Source organism: Streptomyces bikiniensis, from assembly GCF_000716625.1.
Classification (GTDB): domain Bacteria; phylum Actinomycetota; class Actinomycetes; order Streptomycetales; family Streptomycetaceae; genus Streptomyces; species Streptomyces bikiniensis.
In genome coordinates this window covers 25,629-42,422 of record NZ_JNXJ01000009.1, presented here as the reverse complement: position 1 = coordinate 42,422, position 16,794 = coordinate 25,629, and the positions used below count along the sequence as shown (strand labels likewise).

The 16,794-nt window shown below is 74.1% G+C and carries 11 protein-coding genes; 5 read left to right on the top strand and 6 right to left on the bottom strand.

All coding sequences use genetic code 11. From position 1 onward, the window contains the following. Positions 1 to 35: 35 nt before the first annotated feature. Entirely contained in the window at positions 36 to 386 is a 351-nt protein-coding gene (locus OO47_RS34810; RefSeq protein ID WP_078489549.1) for a 6-pyruvoyl trahydropterin synthase family protein, read from the top strand. Here OO47_RS34810 and OO47_RS09140 read toward each other — a convergent pair. Then, a complete protein-coding gene (locus tag OO47_RS09140; protein WP_033208542.1) occupies positions 343 to 1,401 on the bottom strand; it encodes a PucR family transcriptional regulator in 1,059 nt (352 codons plus the stop codon). The genes OO47_RS34810 and OO47_RS09140 overlap by 44 nt on opposite strands. Positions 1,402 to 1,976: 575 nt before the next feature. On the opposite strand from OO47_RS09140, the gene OO47_RS09130 reads away from it, so the two are divergent. Together OO47_RS09130 and OO47_RS09125 are read left to right on the top strand one after the other, a co-directional pair. Then, positions 1,977 to 4,028: a flotillin family protein gene (locus OO47_RS09130; RefSeq protein ID WP_030215354.1), complete on the top strand. Its 2,052-nt coding sequence runs from the start codon at positions 1,977 to 1,979 to the stop codon at positions 4,026 to 4,028. A 97-nt stretch (positions 4,029 to 4,125) separates the two neighbouring features. Continuing rightward, positions 4,126 to 8,997: a DNA repair ATPase gene (locus tag OO47_RS09125; protein WP_033208539.1), complete on the top strand. Its 4,872-nt coding sequence runs from the start codon at positions 4,126 to 4,128 to the stop codon at positions 8,995 to 8,997. Between the two features lie 230 nt (positions 8,998 to 9,227). Here OO47_RS09125 and OO47_RS09120 read toward each other — a convergent pair whose 3' ends face one another. From OO47_RS09120 to OO47_RS09100, 5 genes are all read right to left on the bottom strand, one after another. Continuing rightward, the gene (locus tag OO47_RS09120; RefSeq protein WP_030215349.1) at positions 9,228 to 10,469 is read right to left on the bottom strand and encodes a mannosyltransferase family protein; all 1,242 of its coding nucleotides are present in this window, start codon (positions 10,467 to 10,469) and stop codon (positions 9,228 to 9,230) included. A 327-nt stretch (positions 10,470 to 10,796) separates the two neighbouring features. After that, entirely contained in the window at positions 10,797 to 11,243 is a 447-nt protein-coding gene (locus OO47_RS09115; protein ID WP_051716107.1) for a hypothetical protein, read from the bottom strand. Then, positions 11,240 to 11,734, bottom strand: a complete 495-nt coding sequence (locus OO47_RS09110; RefSeq protein ID WP_030215343.1) for a SigE family RNA polymerase sigma factor — start codon at positions 11,732 to 11,734, stop codon at positions 11,240 to 11,242. Before OO47_RS09110 ends, OO47_RS09115 begins: the two co-directional genes overlap by 4 nt. Before the next feature lie 292 nt (positions 11,735 to 12,026). Beyond that, entirely contained in the window at positions 12,027 to 12,797 is a 771-nt protein-coding gene (locus OO47_RS09105) for an alpha-ketoglutarate-dependent dioxygenase AlkB (protein ID WP_030215341.1), read from the bottom strand. Next, positions 12,781 to 14,025, bottom strand: coding sequence for a hypothetical protein (locus OO47_RS09100; RefSeq protein ID WP_030215338.1), 1,245 nt, complete (start codon positions 14,023 to 14,025; stop codon positions 12,781 to 12,783). Before OO47_RS09100 ends, OO47_RS09105 begins: the two co-directional genes overlap by 17 nt. A 154-nt stretch (positions 14,026 to 14,179) precedes the next feature. Here OO47_RS09100 and OO47_RS09095 point away from each other — a divergent pair, with 154 nt between their 5' ends. Both OO47_RS09095 and OO47_RS09090 read left to right on the top strand, forming a co-directional pair. Beyond that, the gene (locus OO47_RS09095) at positions 14,180 to 15,055 is read left to right on the top strand and encodes a PhzF family phenazine biosynthesis isomerase (protein ID WP_030215333.1); all 876 of its coding nucleotides are present in this window, start codon (positions 14,180 to 14,182) and stop codon (positions 15,053 to 15,055) included. A 212-nt stretch (positions 15,056 to 15,267) separates the two neighbouring features. Continuing rightward, positions 15,268 to 16,794 carry a Re/Si-specific NAD(P)(+) transhydrogenase subunit alpha gene (locus OO47_RS09090; RefSeq protein WP_030215331.1) on the top strand — a complete coding sequence of 509 codons (1,527 nt, stop codon included), beginning with the start codon at positions 15,268 to 15,270 and terminating at the stop codon, positions 16,792 to 16,794.

Here is a 16,794-nt window from a genome sequence, read left to right as displayed (position 1 = left end):
GGCCGGAGACCTGACGGAGCCGGTGCGAGGGGTTCGTGCGGGACTGCCGGGAACTCGGCGCGTTCAAGAAACGGGTGGACGACACCTTCGACCACTGTCGCTTGAACGAAGCGATGGGGGAGGATGTCCCCCCTTCTGCCGAGAATCTCGCCGTGTGGATCTTCGACCTCCGGAGTGAACGCCTGCCGGAGCTCACGGCCGTCCGGGTCTCGGAGACGCCCAAGACCCGGGCCGCCTACCGGCCCGCCGGCCGCGGCGGCGAGGACGCGCCGCAGGTGACGGGCGCGCCCCGGGGGCTCCGGGGCCGCGGCCCCGGAACCCGTGGGGCGGGAAGCGCCGCCGTCACAGCTCCTGCTCCGGCCAGCCCAGGAAGCGGGCGCCGATGACGGCGGTCTGGAGGGTGTAGCGCTGGGCGGGGTCGCCGGGGTCGGTGCCCGTGAGGCGGTGGATCCGGTCGAGCCGGTAGGTCACCGCCCGCACGCTCAGGGAGAGCTGCCGGGCCGTCCCGGCGGCGACGCAGCCGGTGTCGAAGTACGCGGTGAGCGTGTCGAGCAGCGGCCGGGCGCCGCCCCGCGCCTCCTGGAGCGGGCCCAGGACGCTGACCACCAGGTCGGCCATGGCCTGGCGGTCACGGGTGAGGACCGGATAGACGAGGAGGTCGGCGGCGCGCAGGACCGGGTCGTTCAGGTCCAGCCGGGCGGCCAGGTCCAGGGCGTTCAGGGCCTCCTCGTACGACTGGACGACACCGCCCGGGCCCGAGTGGGGGCGCCCGAGGGCGGCCTGTCCGCCGTCGGTCGCCGCGTACGCCTGCTTCGCGAAGAAGGACAGCACCTCCGGCTGGTCGGCCGGGGCGACGCAGACGAGGCGCCCCTCCTTCGTGGTGATCAGGATGCGCCGCTGGCCGAACCGGGCCACGAGGGACGCCTCGACGTTCCGCGTGACGGAGGCGCCGTCCTCGTACGGCTCCCTGCCCTGCGCCACGGCCACCGCGTGCGCGTGGGCGAGCAGCAGGCCGAAGCGCTCGGCGCGCTGGGCGAGGCGCCCGAGGTCGCTCCGCCCGTACAGCAGGTCGTCGATGAACTCGCGCCGGTACGCCTCCTCCTGACGCACCGCCAGCACACCCGCCCGCTCGTGTCCCTCCGCGAAGGCGTCGACGGCCTGCTCGACGGCGACGAGGAGGTGGTCGCCGGCGGCGCGGGGCAGCTCCGCCCGCAGCTCCCCGGCGGCCGAGAGGTGCGCCCGGATCAGGGCGCGCAGCCCGATCCCGGCCTCGGCGGCCCGCTCGCCCCGGGCCCGCAGCACCTCCAGCTCGTCGCGGGTCAGCCGCCGGCCCGTCGCCGAGGCCTCCGCCAGGATCTCCGCGTACCCCTCCAGGTACTCCCCGGACACCACTCGTTCCACCGTCGTCCTCCCCACCCCTATGTGCCGCCCACCCCCTCGACGCACGGACCCGATCGCGGGCCGGGCGCCGCCCGAGGGGCGCTGACCGGCATCAAGGATGCGTCAAGATTGCCGGAAACCGGAAATGCGAACAAGTGAATGGCCCTGTCACGATGTTTCCACGGAGGGCACGTCCCCCGGTGGATGCCGGGGACGGGCAGCGACAGCCGCGGGCGGAGGGGGAGGGAAGCACGATAAGTGGGTTCCCGATCGACGCCCGCTTCCCGGCCGGCACCCGCCGCGCGGTGGACGCCCGCCTCCGGGCCGGTGCCCGTTTCCCAGCCGACCCCCGCTCCCTGACCGCGACGGCGCGCCGCGGTCTCGCGCGGCGCACGGCGAAGCTCTTCCCCGACGAACCGTAGCCGTCCCGGGAGGACTCCGGTCCCCGGGTACGGCCCCTTCACGGCCGGCGGGCGGCGCCCGAGCCGGGCGCGAGGCCCCTCGCACGGGGCGGCCCCACCGCGTCCGCCCCCGGCCGGCAGCGCGGACGCGATGCCGCCGCACCCCCAACCACCTCCATACACACGGGGTTTCCCATGGATGCCATCACCCTGGGCATCGGCGTGCTCGTCGCCGTTGTCCTGCTCTTCGCCCTCGTCCTGGTCTTCGTGGTCAGCCGGCTGTTCCGCAAGGTGGAGCAGGGCAAGGCGCTGATCGTCTCGAAGATGCGGAAGGTCGACGTCACCTTCACCGGACAGGTCGTCCTGCCCGTGCTGCACAAGGCCGAGGTCATGGACATCTCGGTCAAGACGATCGAGATCTCCCGGACCGGCCGCGACGGCCTGATCTGCCGGGACAACATCCGCGCCGACATCCGGATCTCCTTCTTCGTCCGCGTCAACAAGACCGTCGAGGACGTCATCCGGGTCGCCCAGGCCATCGGCACCGCCCGCGCCAGCGACAAGGACACCCTCCAGGAGCTGTTCAACGCCAAGTTCTCCGAGGCGCTCAAGACCGTCGGCAAGCAGCTCGACTTCACCGACCTCTACACCAAGCGCGAGGAACTGCGCTTCCGGATCATCGAGATCATCGGCATCGACCTCAACGGCTACAGCCTGGAGGACGCGGCCATCGACTACCTGGAGCAGACCCCGCTCGCCCAGCTCGACCCCGGCAACATCCTCGACGCCCAGGGCATCCGCAAGATCACCGAGCTGACCGCCGCCGAGAACGTGCGCACCAACGAGTTCCGCCGGCACGAGCAGAAGGAGATCACCCGGCAGGACGTCGACGCCCGCGAGGCCATCCTGGAGCTGGAGCGGCGCCAGGCCGACGCCGAGATCAAGCAGAAGCGCGAGATCGACACCGTACGGGCCCGCGAGGAGGCGGAGACCGCCCGGGTGGTGGAGGAGGAGCGGCTGCGGGCGCAGAGCGCCTTCCTGAAGACCGAGGAGCAGCTCGGCATCCAGCGCGAGAACCAGGGCCGCGAGGTCGCGGTCGCGCAGAAGAACCGCGAGCGGGTCATCGCCGTCGAGAACGAGCGGATCGAGAAGGACCGCCTCCTGGAGGTCATCGCCCGCGACCGGGAGACCGAACTGACCCGCATCTCCGCCGAGAAGGAGGTCGAGGCGGAGCGCCGCGAGATCGCCGAGGTGATCCGCGAGCGGGTCGCCGTGGACCGCACGGTCGCCGAGCAGGAGGAGTCCATCAAGCGGCTGCGGGCGGTCGAGGAGGCCGAGCGCAACCGCCAGGCGGTCGTCATCGCCGCCGAGGCCGAGGCCCAGGAGCGGCTGGTCAAGGACATCAAGGCCGCGGAGGCCGCCGAGCAGGCCGCCGTGCACCGGGCCGCCGAGGAGCTGACCCTCGCCGAGGCCCGCAACAAGGCCGCCGACATGGACGCCCGCGCCAAGATGCGCCTCGCCGAGGGCATCCAGGCCGAGGCCGCCGCCGAAGGGCTCGCGGCGGTCCAGGTCCGCGACAAGGAGGCCGACGTCATCGAGAAGGCCGGCCGCGCGGAGGCCGGGGCCACCGAGGCCCGGCTGCGCGCCGAGGCCGCCGGCGCCCGCGAGAAGGCGCTCGCGGAGGCCGAGGGCGCCAGGGAGAAGGCCCTCGCGGAGGCCACCGCGATCGGTGAGAAGCTGAAGGCCGAGGCCGCGGGCCTGACCGAGAAGGCGGCGGCGATGGCCGCCCTGGACGAGGCGTCCCGCACGCACGAGGAGTTCCGCCTGCGCCTGGAGGCCGAGAAGGACGTCCGGCTCGCCGGCCTCGACGTGCAGCGCCAGGTCGCCGAGGCGCAGGCCACCGTCCTCGCCACCGGCCTGGAGAACGCCGACATCGACATCGTCGGGGGAGAGTCCGTCTTCCTCGACCGGCTCGTGCAGTCCGTCTCGCTCGGCAAGTCCGTCGACGGCTTCGTCGGCCACTCGCAGACCGCACAGGCCCTCGCAGGGCCCTGGCTGGACGGCTCGCAGCCCTTCACCGAGGACCTGACGAACGTGCTCGGCTCGCTCTCCAGCTCCGACGTGCGCGACCTCAGCGTCTCGGCGCTGCTTACGAAGCTCATGAAGTCCGGCGCGCTCGACGGCTACCTGCCGACGCCGTCCGCGCCGGTCGAGACCGCCGCGCTGAACGGCGCGGCCGAGGACTGACCGCCACGGGGGTGCGGTCGGAACGGGTCCGGTGCCGGCGAACGGGGGAGTGGCCGGCACCGGACCCGCAGTCACCACGGTACGAGGGAGCACAGGGATGAGCGGCGGAATCGACCAGGACGCGTACGCGGTGCTCCGCGACCGCCTCACCGCGCAGGCCGGCGAACTGGCCCGGCGCGCCGAGGCCCTCAACACCGCCCGCACCGCCGCCTTCGGCTCCGGCGGACTCGCCCTCACCGGCACCGACCGGCTCCGCACCGAACGCCCCGGGGTGCTCCTCGACGTCGTCGCCGTCGGGGACGACGTCCTGCTCTTCGGCGGTCGCGCGGTCGCCACCGACGGTGAGGGGCCGGCGGTCGCCGACGTCCTCACCCTGCACGACCGGAACCTGGACCCGCTGCCCGGGGACGCGGTCCCCGGCCTCCTGGACGACCCCGGCTTCGTCCGCGAGTTCGCCGCGCTGCACCGCTACTTCCGGGGCGCGCGGCTGCTCCGGCTCCGGCGCGTCGAGGACCGGCTCCTCGCCGTCTTCCGGACCGGGGAGAAGGCGGACGACCTGCGGGTGCTGCGCTGGGCCCTCGAACCGTCCGGCGGGGCCCGGTTCCTCGACGCCCGGGGCGAGCGCGACCACACCTTCCCGCCCGCGCACGACCTCGACTGGACGGAGAGCACCCGGGACGACCACGTCCCCGGCCGGCACCCGCACATCTCGCTCGGCGGACGCCTGTACGTCTCCACGACCGGCGGGGTGCTCACCGTCAAGACGGAGAACGACCCCGAGACCGCCGACGGCATCCACACGGAGCCGGTCGCCGAACCGCTGCAGGCCCTCGCCGACGCCGAGGTCGCCCACGCCGTCGTCGGCGCCCTCACCCTGATCCGGGTCCGCCCGTACAAGGAAGAGGTCGTCCGGTACCTCGTCTTCAACGCGCTGACCGGGACCGTCGTCCGGCTCGACGGCATCGGGCAGGCCTGCCTGCGGCTGCCCGACGACGAGGGCGTCGTCTTCCCCGGCGGCTACTGCCTCTCGTCCGGGGTCGTGAAGACCTTCGACACCGACACCTCCGGCCTCGCCTTCGAGCGGGCGGTCCGCTCGCCCAACGGCGAGGACCTGCTCTTCGCCTTCCACGCCGAGGCGGAGGGCCGCGGCCTCCTCCTGCCGTACAACCTGATCCGCAAGGAGGTCGCCACCCCCCTCGCCTGCCGGGGACACGCGCTGCTCGACGACGGGACGATGGTCGTCCTGCGCGGCGAGTCCGGCGAACCCGGCCGCGTCCACCCCGTGCAGGTCTGGACGACGCCGTACGTCTCCGACACCCACGTGGCCCCCGTGAGCGACGACCCGCTGGCCCGCATCGGCGACGCGGACCTCGTGCGGGGCGTCTCCGACTGCCTGTCGATCGCCCGGCAGGCCACCGAACCCACCCCCGCCGGCGAGGTGTACGAGGCGCTCGTCGCCGCCTGCGAGCGGGCCGCCGACGTCCACCACTGGCTGGGGGACCCGGAGACCGGCGACCTGCGCACCCCGCTCGCCGCACTCCGGTCCACCGCCGGACAGGTCCTCGACGAGTTCGCCACCGTCACCGCCCTCACCCGGCAGGCCGCCGACGCCCTCGCGGAGACGACCGAGCGGATCGCCCGGCTCGTCCGGCGCGTCCGCGGCGAGGCGCCCGCCACGGCGGAGGAGTGGATCTCCCGCATCACCGAACTCCGGCGGGCCCAGGGCCACCTGGTGACCCTGAAGGAGATGCGGTACGCCGACACGGACGCGATCGACGCCCTCGCGGCGGACGTCGGGTCCGACATCGCCGCGGCCGGCCGGCGGGCCGTCGCCTTCCTCCGCGGCGAGGACGCCTTCGCCGCGCGGCACGCCGAGGCGGAGCGGCTCGCCGCCGAGGCCGGGGAGGTCGCCACCGTCGCGGAGACGGGACCCGTCGAGGAGCTGATCGACGAGCGGACCACCGGCCTGCGGACCCTCAGCGAGATCGTCGCCGGGCTCGACATCGGTGACGCCACCGTCCGCACCGCGATCCTGGGCCGCGTCGCGGACGTCCTGGGCGGCCTGAACCGCGCCCGCGCCGTCCTCGCCGCCCGCCGCGCCGAACTCCTCGACCGGGAGGGCCGGGCGGAGTTCGCCGCCGAACTCGCCCTGCTCGGCCAGGCCGTCACCGGCGCGCTCGCCGCCGCCGACACCCCCGACCACTGCGACGACCAGCTCGGCCTCCTGCTCCTCCAGCTGGAGGACCTGGAGTCCCGCTTCGCCGAGCACGACGGCTTCCTCGCCGACATCGCCGAGCGGCGCACCGAGGTCCACGACGCCTTCACCGCCCGCAAGCAGTCCCTCCGGGACGCCCGCGCCCGCCGCGCCGAACGCCTGGCCGGATCGGCCGACCGCGTCCTGGAGGCCGTCGCCCGCCGGGCCGCGACCCTGACCGGCCCGGACGAGGTGCACACGTACTTCGCCTCCGACCCGATGGTCGCCAAGGTCCGCCGCACCGCCGCCGAACTGCGCGAACTCGGCGACCCGGTACGGGCCGAGGAGCTGGAGGGCAGGCTCGGCGCCGCCCGCCAGGAGGCCGGGCGCGCGCTGCGCGACCGCACCGAGCTGTTCTCCGACGGCGGCGACACCGTCCGCCTCGGCCGGCACCGCTTCGCCGTCAACCGGCAGGCACCCGAACTCACCCTCGTCCCGTACGGGGACACCCTCGCCCTCGCCCTCACCGGGACCGACTACCGCGCGCCCGTCACCGACCCGGAGTTCGCCGCGACCCGCCCGTTCTGGGACCGGACGCTGCCCTCCGAGTCGCCCGCCGTCTACCGGGCCGAGCACCTGGCGGCCCGGCTGCTCGCCGAGCACGGCGCGGCCGGCCTCGCGGGCGCCGACCTGCCCGCGCTGACCCGGTCCGCCGCCGAGGCCGCCTACGACGAGGGGTACGAGCGCGGCGTCCACGACCACGACGCGGCGGCGATCCTGGACGTGCTCCTCGGCCTCCGCGAGAAGGCCGGACTGCTGCGGTACCCGGCGGCGGCCCGGGCCGCCGCCCAGCTCTTCTGGGCCCACACGGCCGACGAGGACGCTCGCGATCAGTGGACCCGCCGCGCGGTCTCGCTGACCCGCGCCCGCGACCTCTTCGGCGCCGCGTCGGCCGTCGACGGACTGCGCGCCGAACTGGCCGGGGAGATCGGCGACCCGGTGGCCGCCGCGTACCTGGTCGAGGAGCTGGCCGCCGCCCCGAGCGGCTTCGCCGTCTCCGACGCGGCCCGCACCCTCCTCGCCGTGTTCCGCCGCGCCGTGGGCGGTTCCGCGTACGACGACGCCCTCGCCGGGCTCACGGACCTCGGCGCGCGGCGCCAGCTGGTCGAGGCCTGGCTCACCGCCTACGCCTCCGCCTCCACCTCCGCCTCCACCTACGGCGAACCGCTCGACGGGGACGTGCGCGGCGGGAAGGGGCTCGACGGGGAAGGACTCGACAGGGGGGTGCTCACCGAGGCCGTCGCCGTCGAGCTCTGCCCCGGGCTCGAACGGTACGAGGTCGACGCCCCGACCGCCGCCACGGTCACCGGTCTCCTGGGCGCCCACCCCCGCGTCCGTGACCGCGCGCTCGACGTGCGGCTGGACGAATTCCTGGCCAGGACACGGGAGTTCTCCGAAAACGACGTGCCCGCCTTCCGCGCCTACCAGGAGCGCAGGGCCGAACTCGTCGCGGCCGAGCGCGCCCGCCTCCGCGTGGACGAGTACCGCCCCCGCGTCATGTCCTCCTTCGTCCGCAACCGGCTCGTGGACGAGGTCTACCTGCCGCTCGTCGGCGACAACCTCGCCAAGCAGCTCGGCGCCGCCGGGGACGCCAAGCGCAGCGACTCCCACGGCCTGCTGCTGCTCCTCTCCCCGCCCGGCTACGGCAAGACCACCCTGATCGAGTACGTCGCCGACCGCCTCGGCCTGCTCCTCGTCAAGGTCGACGGACCGGCCCTCGGACAGCGGACCACCTCCCTCGACCCGGCCGAGGCGCCCGACGCCACCGCCCGCCGGGAGCTGGAGAAGATCGCCTTCGCGCTGGAGGCCGCCAACAACGTCCTGCTGTACGTGGACGACATCCAGCACACCTCGCCGGAGTTCCTCCAGAAGTTCATCCCGCTCTGCGACGCCACCCGCACCCTGAACGGGCACGACCTGCGCGGCAAGCGCTTCGCCGTCTGCATGGCCGGCAACCCGTACACCGAGTCAGGGCAGGCCTTCCGGGTGCCCGACATGCTCGCCAACCGGGCCGACGTCTGGAACCTCGGCGACGTCCTGACCGGCAAGGAGGACGTCTTCGCGCTCAGCTTCGTGGAGAACGCCCTCACCTCCCACCCGGCCCTCGCCCCGCTCGCCGGGCGCGACCGGGCCGACCTGGAACTGCTCGTCCGGATCGCCGCCGGTGACCCGACCGCGCGCCGCGACCGGCTCGTCCACCCGTACGCCCCGGCCGAGCTGGAGAGGATCCTCGCCGTCCTCGGCCGGCTCCTCACGGCCCGCGAGACGGTCCTCGCCGTCAACGAGGAGTACATCGCCTCCGCCGCCCGCAGCGACGCGGCCCGCACCGCGCCGCCGTTCCGGCTCCAGGGCTCGTACCGCACCATGAACAGGATCGCGGCCCGGATCTCGCCCGCCATGAACGACACCGAGCTGGCCGCCGTGATCGACGACCACTACACCGCCGAGGCCCGGACCCTCACCACCGAGGCCGAGGCCAACCTGCTCCGCCTCGCCGAACTGCGCGGCACTCTCACCCCGGAGCAGGCCGCGCGCTGGGCCGAGGTGAGCGCCGCGTACGTCCGCGAGCGGGCGCTCGGCGGCTCCGGGGACGATCCCCTCGCCCGCGCGGTCGCCGCCCTCGGGCTGCTGGCCGACCGCGTCGCCGCCGTCGAGGCGGCGATCGACCGGGCGGCCGACCCGGGGAACCTGCTGCGGGCGCCGCGCCACGGATGAGGGGGGCGTCACATGAGGAGGGCGTCCGGGTCCCGGACCAGCGGGGCCGTACCGACGGAGTTGCTCACGTCGAAGGTGACGCCCCCCGCCCGGCAGCGGTCCTCGGTCCATTCAACGGGGCGGCCGTCCGGCGGTGGAGCCGGGGCCGGGGCGGGTCTTCGCGGAGAGCCTGGAGGAGGTCTCCCCCGCCACCCTGTGAGGCCACGTGCGGCACGGCCGCTCCCCGGCCGTCAGCCCGCCCAGCGCCCCGTCATGAACGTGACGGCCAGAACGGTGCTCAGCGGCGCGACCAGGCACAGGTAGGCGATCGTGACCCACCGCCGGCGCACGCTCCAGACGGCGAGGCCGACCCACAGCGGCCACCACAGGAGGGTGCTGCGGGCCACGGACATGTACCAGTACGAGGTGCCGAGCGCCCACAGCGTCAGCGCGAGGTACACGGCCTCCGGCCAGCGGCGCCGCACGACGAGGACGCCGAGCAGCAGCAGGCCGAGCACCATGGCGAGCAGGTCCGCCTGGAACTGGGCGGCGTAACCGGTGGCCTGGGTGCGGTCGAAGGCCTCGTGCCAGGTCTGCGACCAGGCCTCCCAGGGGGCGCGGAAGTGCCGGTACCAGCCGCGCTCCTGCGCGTGCTTCCACGCCAGGGGGTCGCCGGTCCGCCCGTACAGGTACCAGAAGTAGAGGAGCGCGGGCAGCCCGGGGAGGACGAGCCAGGCGGCGTCGCGCTTCCGGCTCGTCCCTTCGTCCCGCCGCGTCGTCGGGGCCGTTGGGGTCGTCGAGGTCGTCAGGAAGAGGACGACGAGCGCGGCGGCGAGGAACAGTCCGCTGATGCGGACGGTGGTGGCGCCGGCGGCGAGCACCGAGGCGAGGAGCCACCGCTGCCGCCGGGCCGCGAGCCAGGCGGGCAGGGCGAGGGCGAGGAAGAGCGCCTCGCTGTATCCGGCGGTCAGGAAGACCGCGCAGGGCGACACCAGCAGGAACAGGGCGGCGCGGCGGCCCGCGCCGGAACCGGGCAGGTGCAGCTCGGCGATCCGGGCGAGGGCCACGGCGGCGACGGCCCCGGCGACGAGGGAGACGAGCAGTCCGGCGACGGTCCAGTGCGGTACGAGGACGTGCACGGCGCGCAGGACCAGGGGGAGGCCGGGGAAGAACGCCTCCCGGTTGTCCCCCTCGCCGGGCCCTTCGGGGAAGTAGCCGTCCCTGGCGATGTTGAGGAAGTGCCCCCAGTCCCAGTGCTCGAAGGGCGCGAGGACCGGCGCGGGCGCCCGGGCGTCACCGGATGCCGGGAACAGCCAGCGGGTGCAGTACGCGGTCGTCCACACGGCCACCCGCGTCAGCAGGTACAGCCACAGGACCTCGCGGTCGGCGCGGCGGAGGCGGGGGGCGGCCGGGGCCTCCGCGGGCGCCGGGCGCACGGGGGAGCCCGGCCGCACGGGGGCATGCCGGGGGGAGGGGGGCGCCGAGATCGGCATGGGTGAGGTCTCTCCGTGAGGGCGCGGGTACGCACGGTCACGCCCGTGGTGCGGTGCGGACGGCACGGGCGGTACGGGCGGGCGCGGGGGTACGGGGAAGGGCGGGGCGGCCTGGTCGGTGCGGGGCCGCCCCGGGAGGGCGGACGCGGTCGGCCGCCCCCGGGAGGGTGGATGCGGTAGGTCGGCCCCGGGAGGGCGGACGAGGCCGCTCGGCCCCGGGAGGGCGGACGCGGCCGGTCGGCCTCGGGATCTTCAGGCTCGGCCGGGATCAGCCGGGTTCGTCCGAGTTCACCCGGGTTCAACCGGAAAAGGGGGAGAGGGGGCGGGTCAGCCCTGCGGCGGTGCCGTCGTCGCCATGGTCGTCGCCGTCGACGGCGGGGCCGTCGGTGGCGTCGTCCGGTCGGAAGTCGTCGGCGGACGGGTCCGTTGCCCGTACGTCGTCGCGCTGCCGTGGTCCGGCGGAGCGGCGTCCTCCGTCTCCCGGGGCGGAGGCCCGGGGCGGGCGGAGGGGCTGGGCCCCGGCCCGGGCACGGAGGGACTCGTCGCGGGCAGGGCGGGACCGGCGGCGGGGCCGGGGACGAGGGAGGCGGCCGTCGCCAGGCCGAGGACGGCGACGACGCCCGCCGTGGCCGTGCCGAGGGCCAGCCGGCGCCGGTGGGCCCGCCTGCCCCGTTCGACGACCTGGGCGACCGGGAGCGTCGCGGCCTCCCGGCTGCCGTGGTCGGCGGCGGCCCGGAACAGGGCCCTCAGGGAGGGATCGGAGTGCTCGTTCATCGGGATCCGGCCTCCTGCTCGGTGTCCTTGAGCCGGTCGGCGAGGGCGGCGCGCCCCCGGCCGAGGTGCGTCTTGACGGTGCTGGCGGACAGTCCGGTCTCGCCCGCGATCTGCTCGACGGTGAGGTCGCACAGGTAGTGCAGGGTGACGGTGCGCCGCTGCTGGGCCGGCAGGGTGCGCAGCGCGTCGACCAGGACCACGTGCTCCGGCCCGGGGCCGGCCGCGTGGGGCGGGGCCGACCGCCGGTTCCAGGCGTCGGCCGTACGCCGCCGGAGGCGCCACCGGCTCACGGCGAGACGCCAGGCGACCGTGCGGATCCACGCCTCCGGTCCGCTGTCGCGGTCCAGCCGGCGCCGCCGGTTCCAGGCCTTGACGAACGCTTCCTGGACAACGTCTTCAGCCTCCTGCAGATCACCGAGCATGACGTAGAGCTGCCCGGTGAGCCGCCCGACCGATTGGACGTAGAACGCTTCGAACTCTTCGACGGTCAACGGCAACTCCCGGGTCTCTCGCTTCACCGGGCATACGCCTGGCACGGCCCCGACGGTCGACACCGTTTCCGAAGAAGTGGCGTGAGCCCGGTCACACCGAGGACCCGCGCCGTCCACCGACTCTAAGCCGCGTCCGGAAAGCGATGCCGCCCAGGGCCTGCCCGGCGGACAGGCCCTGGGCGGCCCGCGGACGATGACCGTACGGCGCACGCTCCCACAGCGGGCCCGGACCCTCATCGGTGCCCAGGGCCGTCCGGCGGCACGCGGCAGGGCCGTTCGCGAGGTCCCGGGGTCAGACGGGTGGCATCAGGTCGCTCTCGCTGACGGTGTACGTCAGCGGGGGATAGGCGAAGTCCGTCTCCCTGTTCTCGCGGCGCCGCAGCCGGTAGAACTCGTTCCGCTGCTCCTCGTCGGCCGGCGTGAGGCGCGCGCCCTGCGGAAGGTACGCGTGCCCGTCGCGGAACCGGACGAGGGTCTTCGACGTACGGAACGTCAGGCCCAGCCACTCGTTGTCCGCCGCCCGGCCGGGCGCGTCCAGCACGATCTTGTGCCTGAGCCGCCGGTTCGCTTCGACGGAGAACACGACGACGCCGTTGTGGACGAGGGGGACCTCGAACCTCTCGTCACCGGACTCCTTCGACGCGAAGACCAGCTTCCTCGGCGGGACCGCCTCGGGACTCCGGTAGCAGGAGAAGACGGCGATGGACGACCCGTCGGCCAGGTCGAGGGCCTGGTCGGAATGGCCGCCCATGGTCGTGTAGGCGTTCGTGTAGATCTCGACCAGGGCGTTGTTGAAGCCCACCGGGAGCCCCGCGCGTTCCCGGATCCGCCGCGCCAGCCGCTCGTGCACCGCACGGAACCGCTGCGCCGGTTCGCCGTACCGGGTGGTGGTGCGGACGAGGGGCACACCGCCCGTCTCGTCGGTCCTGGCGAGCACGGCGCCCCGCCGGCCCTTCCCCACGTCCTCCAGGCGGACCGACGCCGACAGCTCCGCGAAGGGGTTCTCCCCGGTCGGCAGGGCGTACGAGAGGATCTCGTCCGAGAACCTAGGGACGGGGGGCAAGGTAGTCTCCCGTGTTCATGCTGAAGGGGAACCGGTCGCCGTAGTCGACGAAGGACGAGGACCTGTTCTCCTCGGCGTACAGCCGGCGCAGCTCCTCCATTCCTTCCGGCGTGGGCGGTTCCAGCCCCACCCGTCGCCCGTCCCGTTCGAGGAACGTGCGGCCGTCCTCGTGGACGGCTTCGGTCTTCGAGCAGCGCACCACGTACCCCAGGCGGGTCGGGAGCAGCGCGGCGTCCAGCGCCGAGGGCCGGATCTCGTGCGTGTACAGGCGGTTGGTGGACAGCGGCATGAAGAACACCGAGCCGGGGTGGAGGGTCAGGGCGAACTGCTCCGGGAGCGCGCCCCCGCCGTGCCCTCCTGCCGGTTCCTCACGTGCCGGTTCCTTGAGCCGGAAGTGGAGCCGGGTCAGCCCGCTGACGCCCTTCACACCGCGGTCGAAGGAGTCCCCGGCCAGGGGCTCCAGCCCGTCCAGCCGGTCGTAGAAGGTGCAGAAGGCCATGATGCCGTTGACCGGCATGTCCTTGGTCTTGTCGGCGTGGGACGAGATCCTGGCCTTGGACTGCTTGCGCTCCGCCGTGGCACGGGTGTTGTGATAGATCTGCGCCAGCACGTGGTTGAGCGGCGCGTGGTTCCGGAAGACGGCGGCGGCCTCGCGGTTCAGGTCGTCCACGACGGCCGTGTCGGTCGGACCGAAGCCCTCGGTCGGCCCCGAGAGGTTCGTGTAGCACCGCAGCAGACGGAAGCGCAGCGCGTCGCCGTCCCGCCTGACGGGCGTCAGGTAGATGCCGCTGCGGTGGGCCGTCCCGGGCTTGGTGGACTCCGTCAGGGACTGGAACGCGTGCTCCGCGCGGATCCTCCCGAAGTGACCGGCGCCGGGGTCGAAGAAACGGCGGTAGTACACGCCGGCGCCGTGCACCCGGAGGGGGACCCGGCCGGTTCCGACGGGGGTCCAGGGGGCGTCGGCGCCCTCCCGGAAACCGCGCGACAGCTCCCGGACGACGAAGACCCGGGCGGCCGGGAGGAGCCGGCGGGCGCTGACGCCGGACACGTCGCCGCACAGGTAGACGGTCTTCCGGGCGAGGTCCGGCGTGCCGGAGGCGAGGTCCTCCGGTGTGATCACGGAGCCGAGGAAACCCCTGACCGAGTCGTCGTCCCACAACGCCGTGGGCGCCACCAGGACGTTGCCCGCGTCCTCGACGCAGGCCTCCGTCAGCTCCGTCGTGCGCATCGGACCGCCCCCCTCGGCAGATCCCGGTGGACCACTCGGACCACGGACACGGCAACGGCCCGCCGGGGCGTCGATGCTCTCACGGGGCCCGGCGGCGGGCAACGCGGTTCCGGGCCCCGGAATAGCCGCGAATCCGCCCCGCGTTGCCACCACCATGACGACCGATGCCCCGCGGCCCGAGGTGCTGCGCTACACCGCCTTCTCCAGCGCCCCCGCCGGCGGGAACCCCGCCGGCGTCGTCCTGGACGCCACCGCCCTGGACGACGACGACATGCTGGCGATCGCGGCCGGCCTCGGATACTCGGAGACCGCGTTCCTGACCGCGCCGCCGGCGGGCCTCGGCGGCCAGGAGGGACGGGCGTACGGCATCCGCTACTTCAGCCCCAGGGCCGAGGTGCCGTTCTGCGGCCACGCCACCGTCGCGACCGCCGTCGCGCTCGCCGAGCGGACGGGCCCCGGGGAGCTGGTGTTCGCGACGCGCGCCGGCACCGTGCCGGTGGAGGTGACCGAGGAGGACGGGGGGCTCCGGGCCACGCTCACCAGCGTCGAGCCGCACGTCGAGGGGATCGCCGACGCCGACCTCGCGGAGGCCCTCGCCGCGCTCGACTGGCCGGCCGCCGACCTCGATCCCGCCTTCCCGCCCCGCATCGCCTACGCCGGCGCCCGCCACCTCGTCCTCGCGGCGGCGACGCGCGCCCGCCTCGCCGACCTCGCGTACGACTTCACGCGCCTCGAAACCCTGATGCGGCGCCTCGACCTGACCACGGTCCAGCTGGTGTGGCGGGAATCCGCCACGGTCTTCCACGTCCGCGACCCGTTCCCCGTCGGCGGGGTCGTCGAGGACCCGGCGACCGGTGCCGCGGCCGCAGCCTTCGGCGCGTACCTCCGTACTCTCGGCCTGGTCCCCGAGGACGCCGTCCTCACCCTGCACCAGGGCGAGGACCTGGGCCGCCCCGGCGAACTCACGGTGACGCTGCGCGCGGGCGACCCGCGCGTCCGCGTCGGCGGCGCGGGAACCCGCATCGACTGAGACCCCGGCGCGCCCGGCTGTCCCGGATTCCCCGCACCGTGTGAAGCACCGGATCCCGGTCCGTCAAGTGTTGCGTGTGCCTCACCGGCGAGTGCTGTTCAAGGAGAGGTCCCGGCGTCAAGCTGAGCGGCGTGCTCCGGATCATCGCGAGCGCACTTCTGATCGAGTCGGAACACGCCGTTGACGGCCAGAGCAGCGAACGGAGAACACTCGTGATTGTCGGAGTCCTCAAGGAAGCGCGGGCAGGTGAGAGTCGCGTTTCGGCCACGCCGGCCACAGTCGAACAGATCCGCAAACTGGGGTACGAGGTCGTGGTCGACCCGGGTGCGGGCGCGGCGGCCGGTTTCACCGACGGCGCCTACGAGGCCGCCGGCGCGACCGTCGGCGACGCGGTGGCGGCGGACGTAGTGCTGGGGGTCAACGCCCCGGACCCGTCCCAGCTCGACCGGGTCCGGCCGGAGGCGACCGTGATCGCCCTGTTCTCCCCGGCCTTCGACCCGGCGATGGTCGAGGACCTGGGCCGCCGTCCCTTCACCGCGCTCTCGATGGACGCCGTGCCGCGCATCAGCCGGGCCCAGTCGATGGACGTGCTCTCCTCGATGGCGAACATCGCCGGCTACCGGGCCGTCATCGAGGCGGCGCACGAGTTCGGCCGCTTCTTCACCGGCCAGGTGACGGCGGCGGGCAAGGTGCCGCCCGCGAAGGTGCTCGTCGCGGGCGCCGGCGTCGCCGGCCTGGCCGCGATCGGCGCCTCGGGCTCGCTCGGCGCGATCGTCCGCGCCACCGACCCCCGGCCGGAGGTGGCCGACCAGGTCCGCTCGCTGGGCGGCGAATACCTGTCGATCGAGTCCCCCGAGGCCGAGGTCTCCAAGACCGGCTACGCCAAGGAGATGGGCGACGACTACAAGGCGCGCGAGGCCGAGCTCTACGCGGCCCAGTGCCGCGAGGCCGACATCGTCATCACCACCGCCCTGATCCCCGGCCGCCCCGCGCCGAGGCTGATCACCGCCGAGATGGTGGCGAGCATGAAGCCGGGCTCGGTGATCGTCGACATGGCGGCCGCCAACGGCGGCAACGTCGAGGGCACGGTGAAGGGCGGGAAGACCGTCACGGAGAACGGCGTGACGATCATCGGCTACACCGATCTCGCGGGCCGGCTCCCCGCGCAGGCCTCGCAGTTGTACGGCACCAACCTGGTGAACCTGCTGAAGCTGATGACCCCGGGCAAGGACGCCCGGCTCGTCCTCGACTGGGAGGACCCGGTCCAGCGCTCGATCACCGTCGTACGCGAGGGGGAGACGGCCTGGCCGCCCCCGCCGGTCCAGGTCTCGGCGGCCCCGGCCCCCGCGCCCGCCGCGGCGGCCCCCGCGCCCGCGCCGAAGAAGGCGCCGATGACGGCGGGGCAGAGGTTCGGCGGCGTGGCCCTCGGCGCCCTGGCGCTCTTCCTCCTCGCCGCGTTCGCCCCGGCGGCGCTGCTGCCCCACGTGACGGTCTTCGTCCTCGCGATCGTGATCGGCTACTACGTCATCGGCCACGTCCACCACGCGCTGCACACCCCGCTGATGTCGGTGACGAACGCGATCTCCGGGATCATCGTCGTCGGCGCGCTCCTGCAGATCGGCCACACCAGCACGGCGGTCACGGTGCTGTCGTCCGTGGCGATCCTCCTGGCCAGTATCAACGTCTTCGGCGGCTTCGCGGTGACGCGTCGCATGCTCGCCATGTTCAACCGGAGCTGA

Excerpts from the sequence above, each read along its gene's own strand:
- OO47_RS09100 (WP_030215338.1), bottom strand. The coding sequence starts at position 14,025 with ATGCGCACGACGGAGCTGACGGAGGCCTGCGTCGAGGACGCGGGCAAC.
- OO47_RS09120 (WP_030215349.1), bottom strand. The coding sequence starts at position 10,469 with ATGCCGATCTCGGCGCCCCCCTCCCCCCGGCATGCCCCCGTGCGGCCG.
- OO47_RS09130 (WP_030215354.1), top strand. The coding sequence starts at position 1,977 with ATGGATGCCATCACCCTGGGCATCGGCGTGCTCGTCGCCGTTGTCCTG.
- OO47_RS09095 (WP_030215333.1), top strand. The coding sequence starts at position 14,180 with ATGACGACCGATGCCCCGCGGCCCGAGGTGCTGCGCTACACCGCCTTC.
- OO47_RS09125 (WP_033208539.1), top strand. The coding sequence starts at position 4,126 with ATGAGCGGCGGAATCGACCAGGACGCGTACGCGGTGCTCCGCGACCGC.
- OO47_RS09115 (WP_051716107.1), bottom strand. The coding sequence starts at position 11,243 with ATGAACGAGCACTCCGATCCCTCCCTGAGGGCCCTGTTCCGGGCCGCC.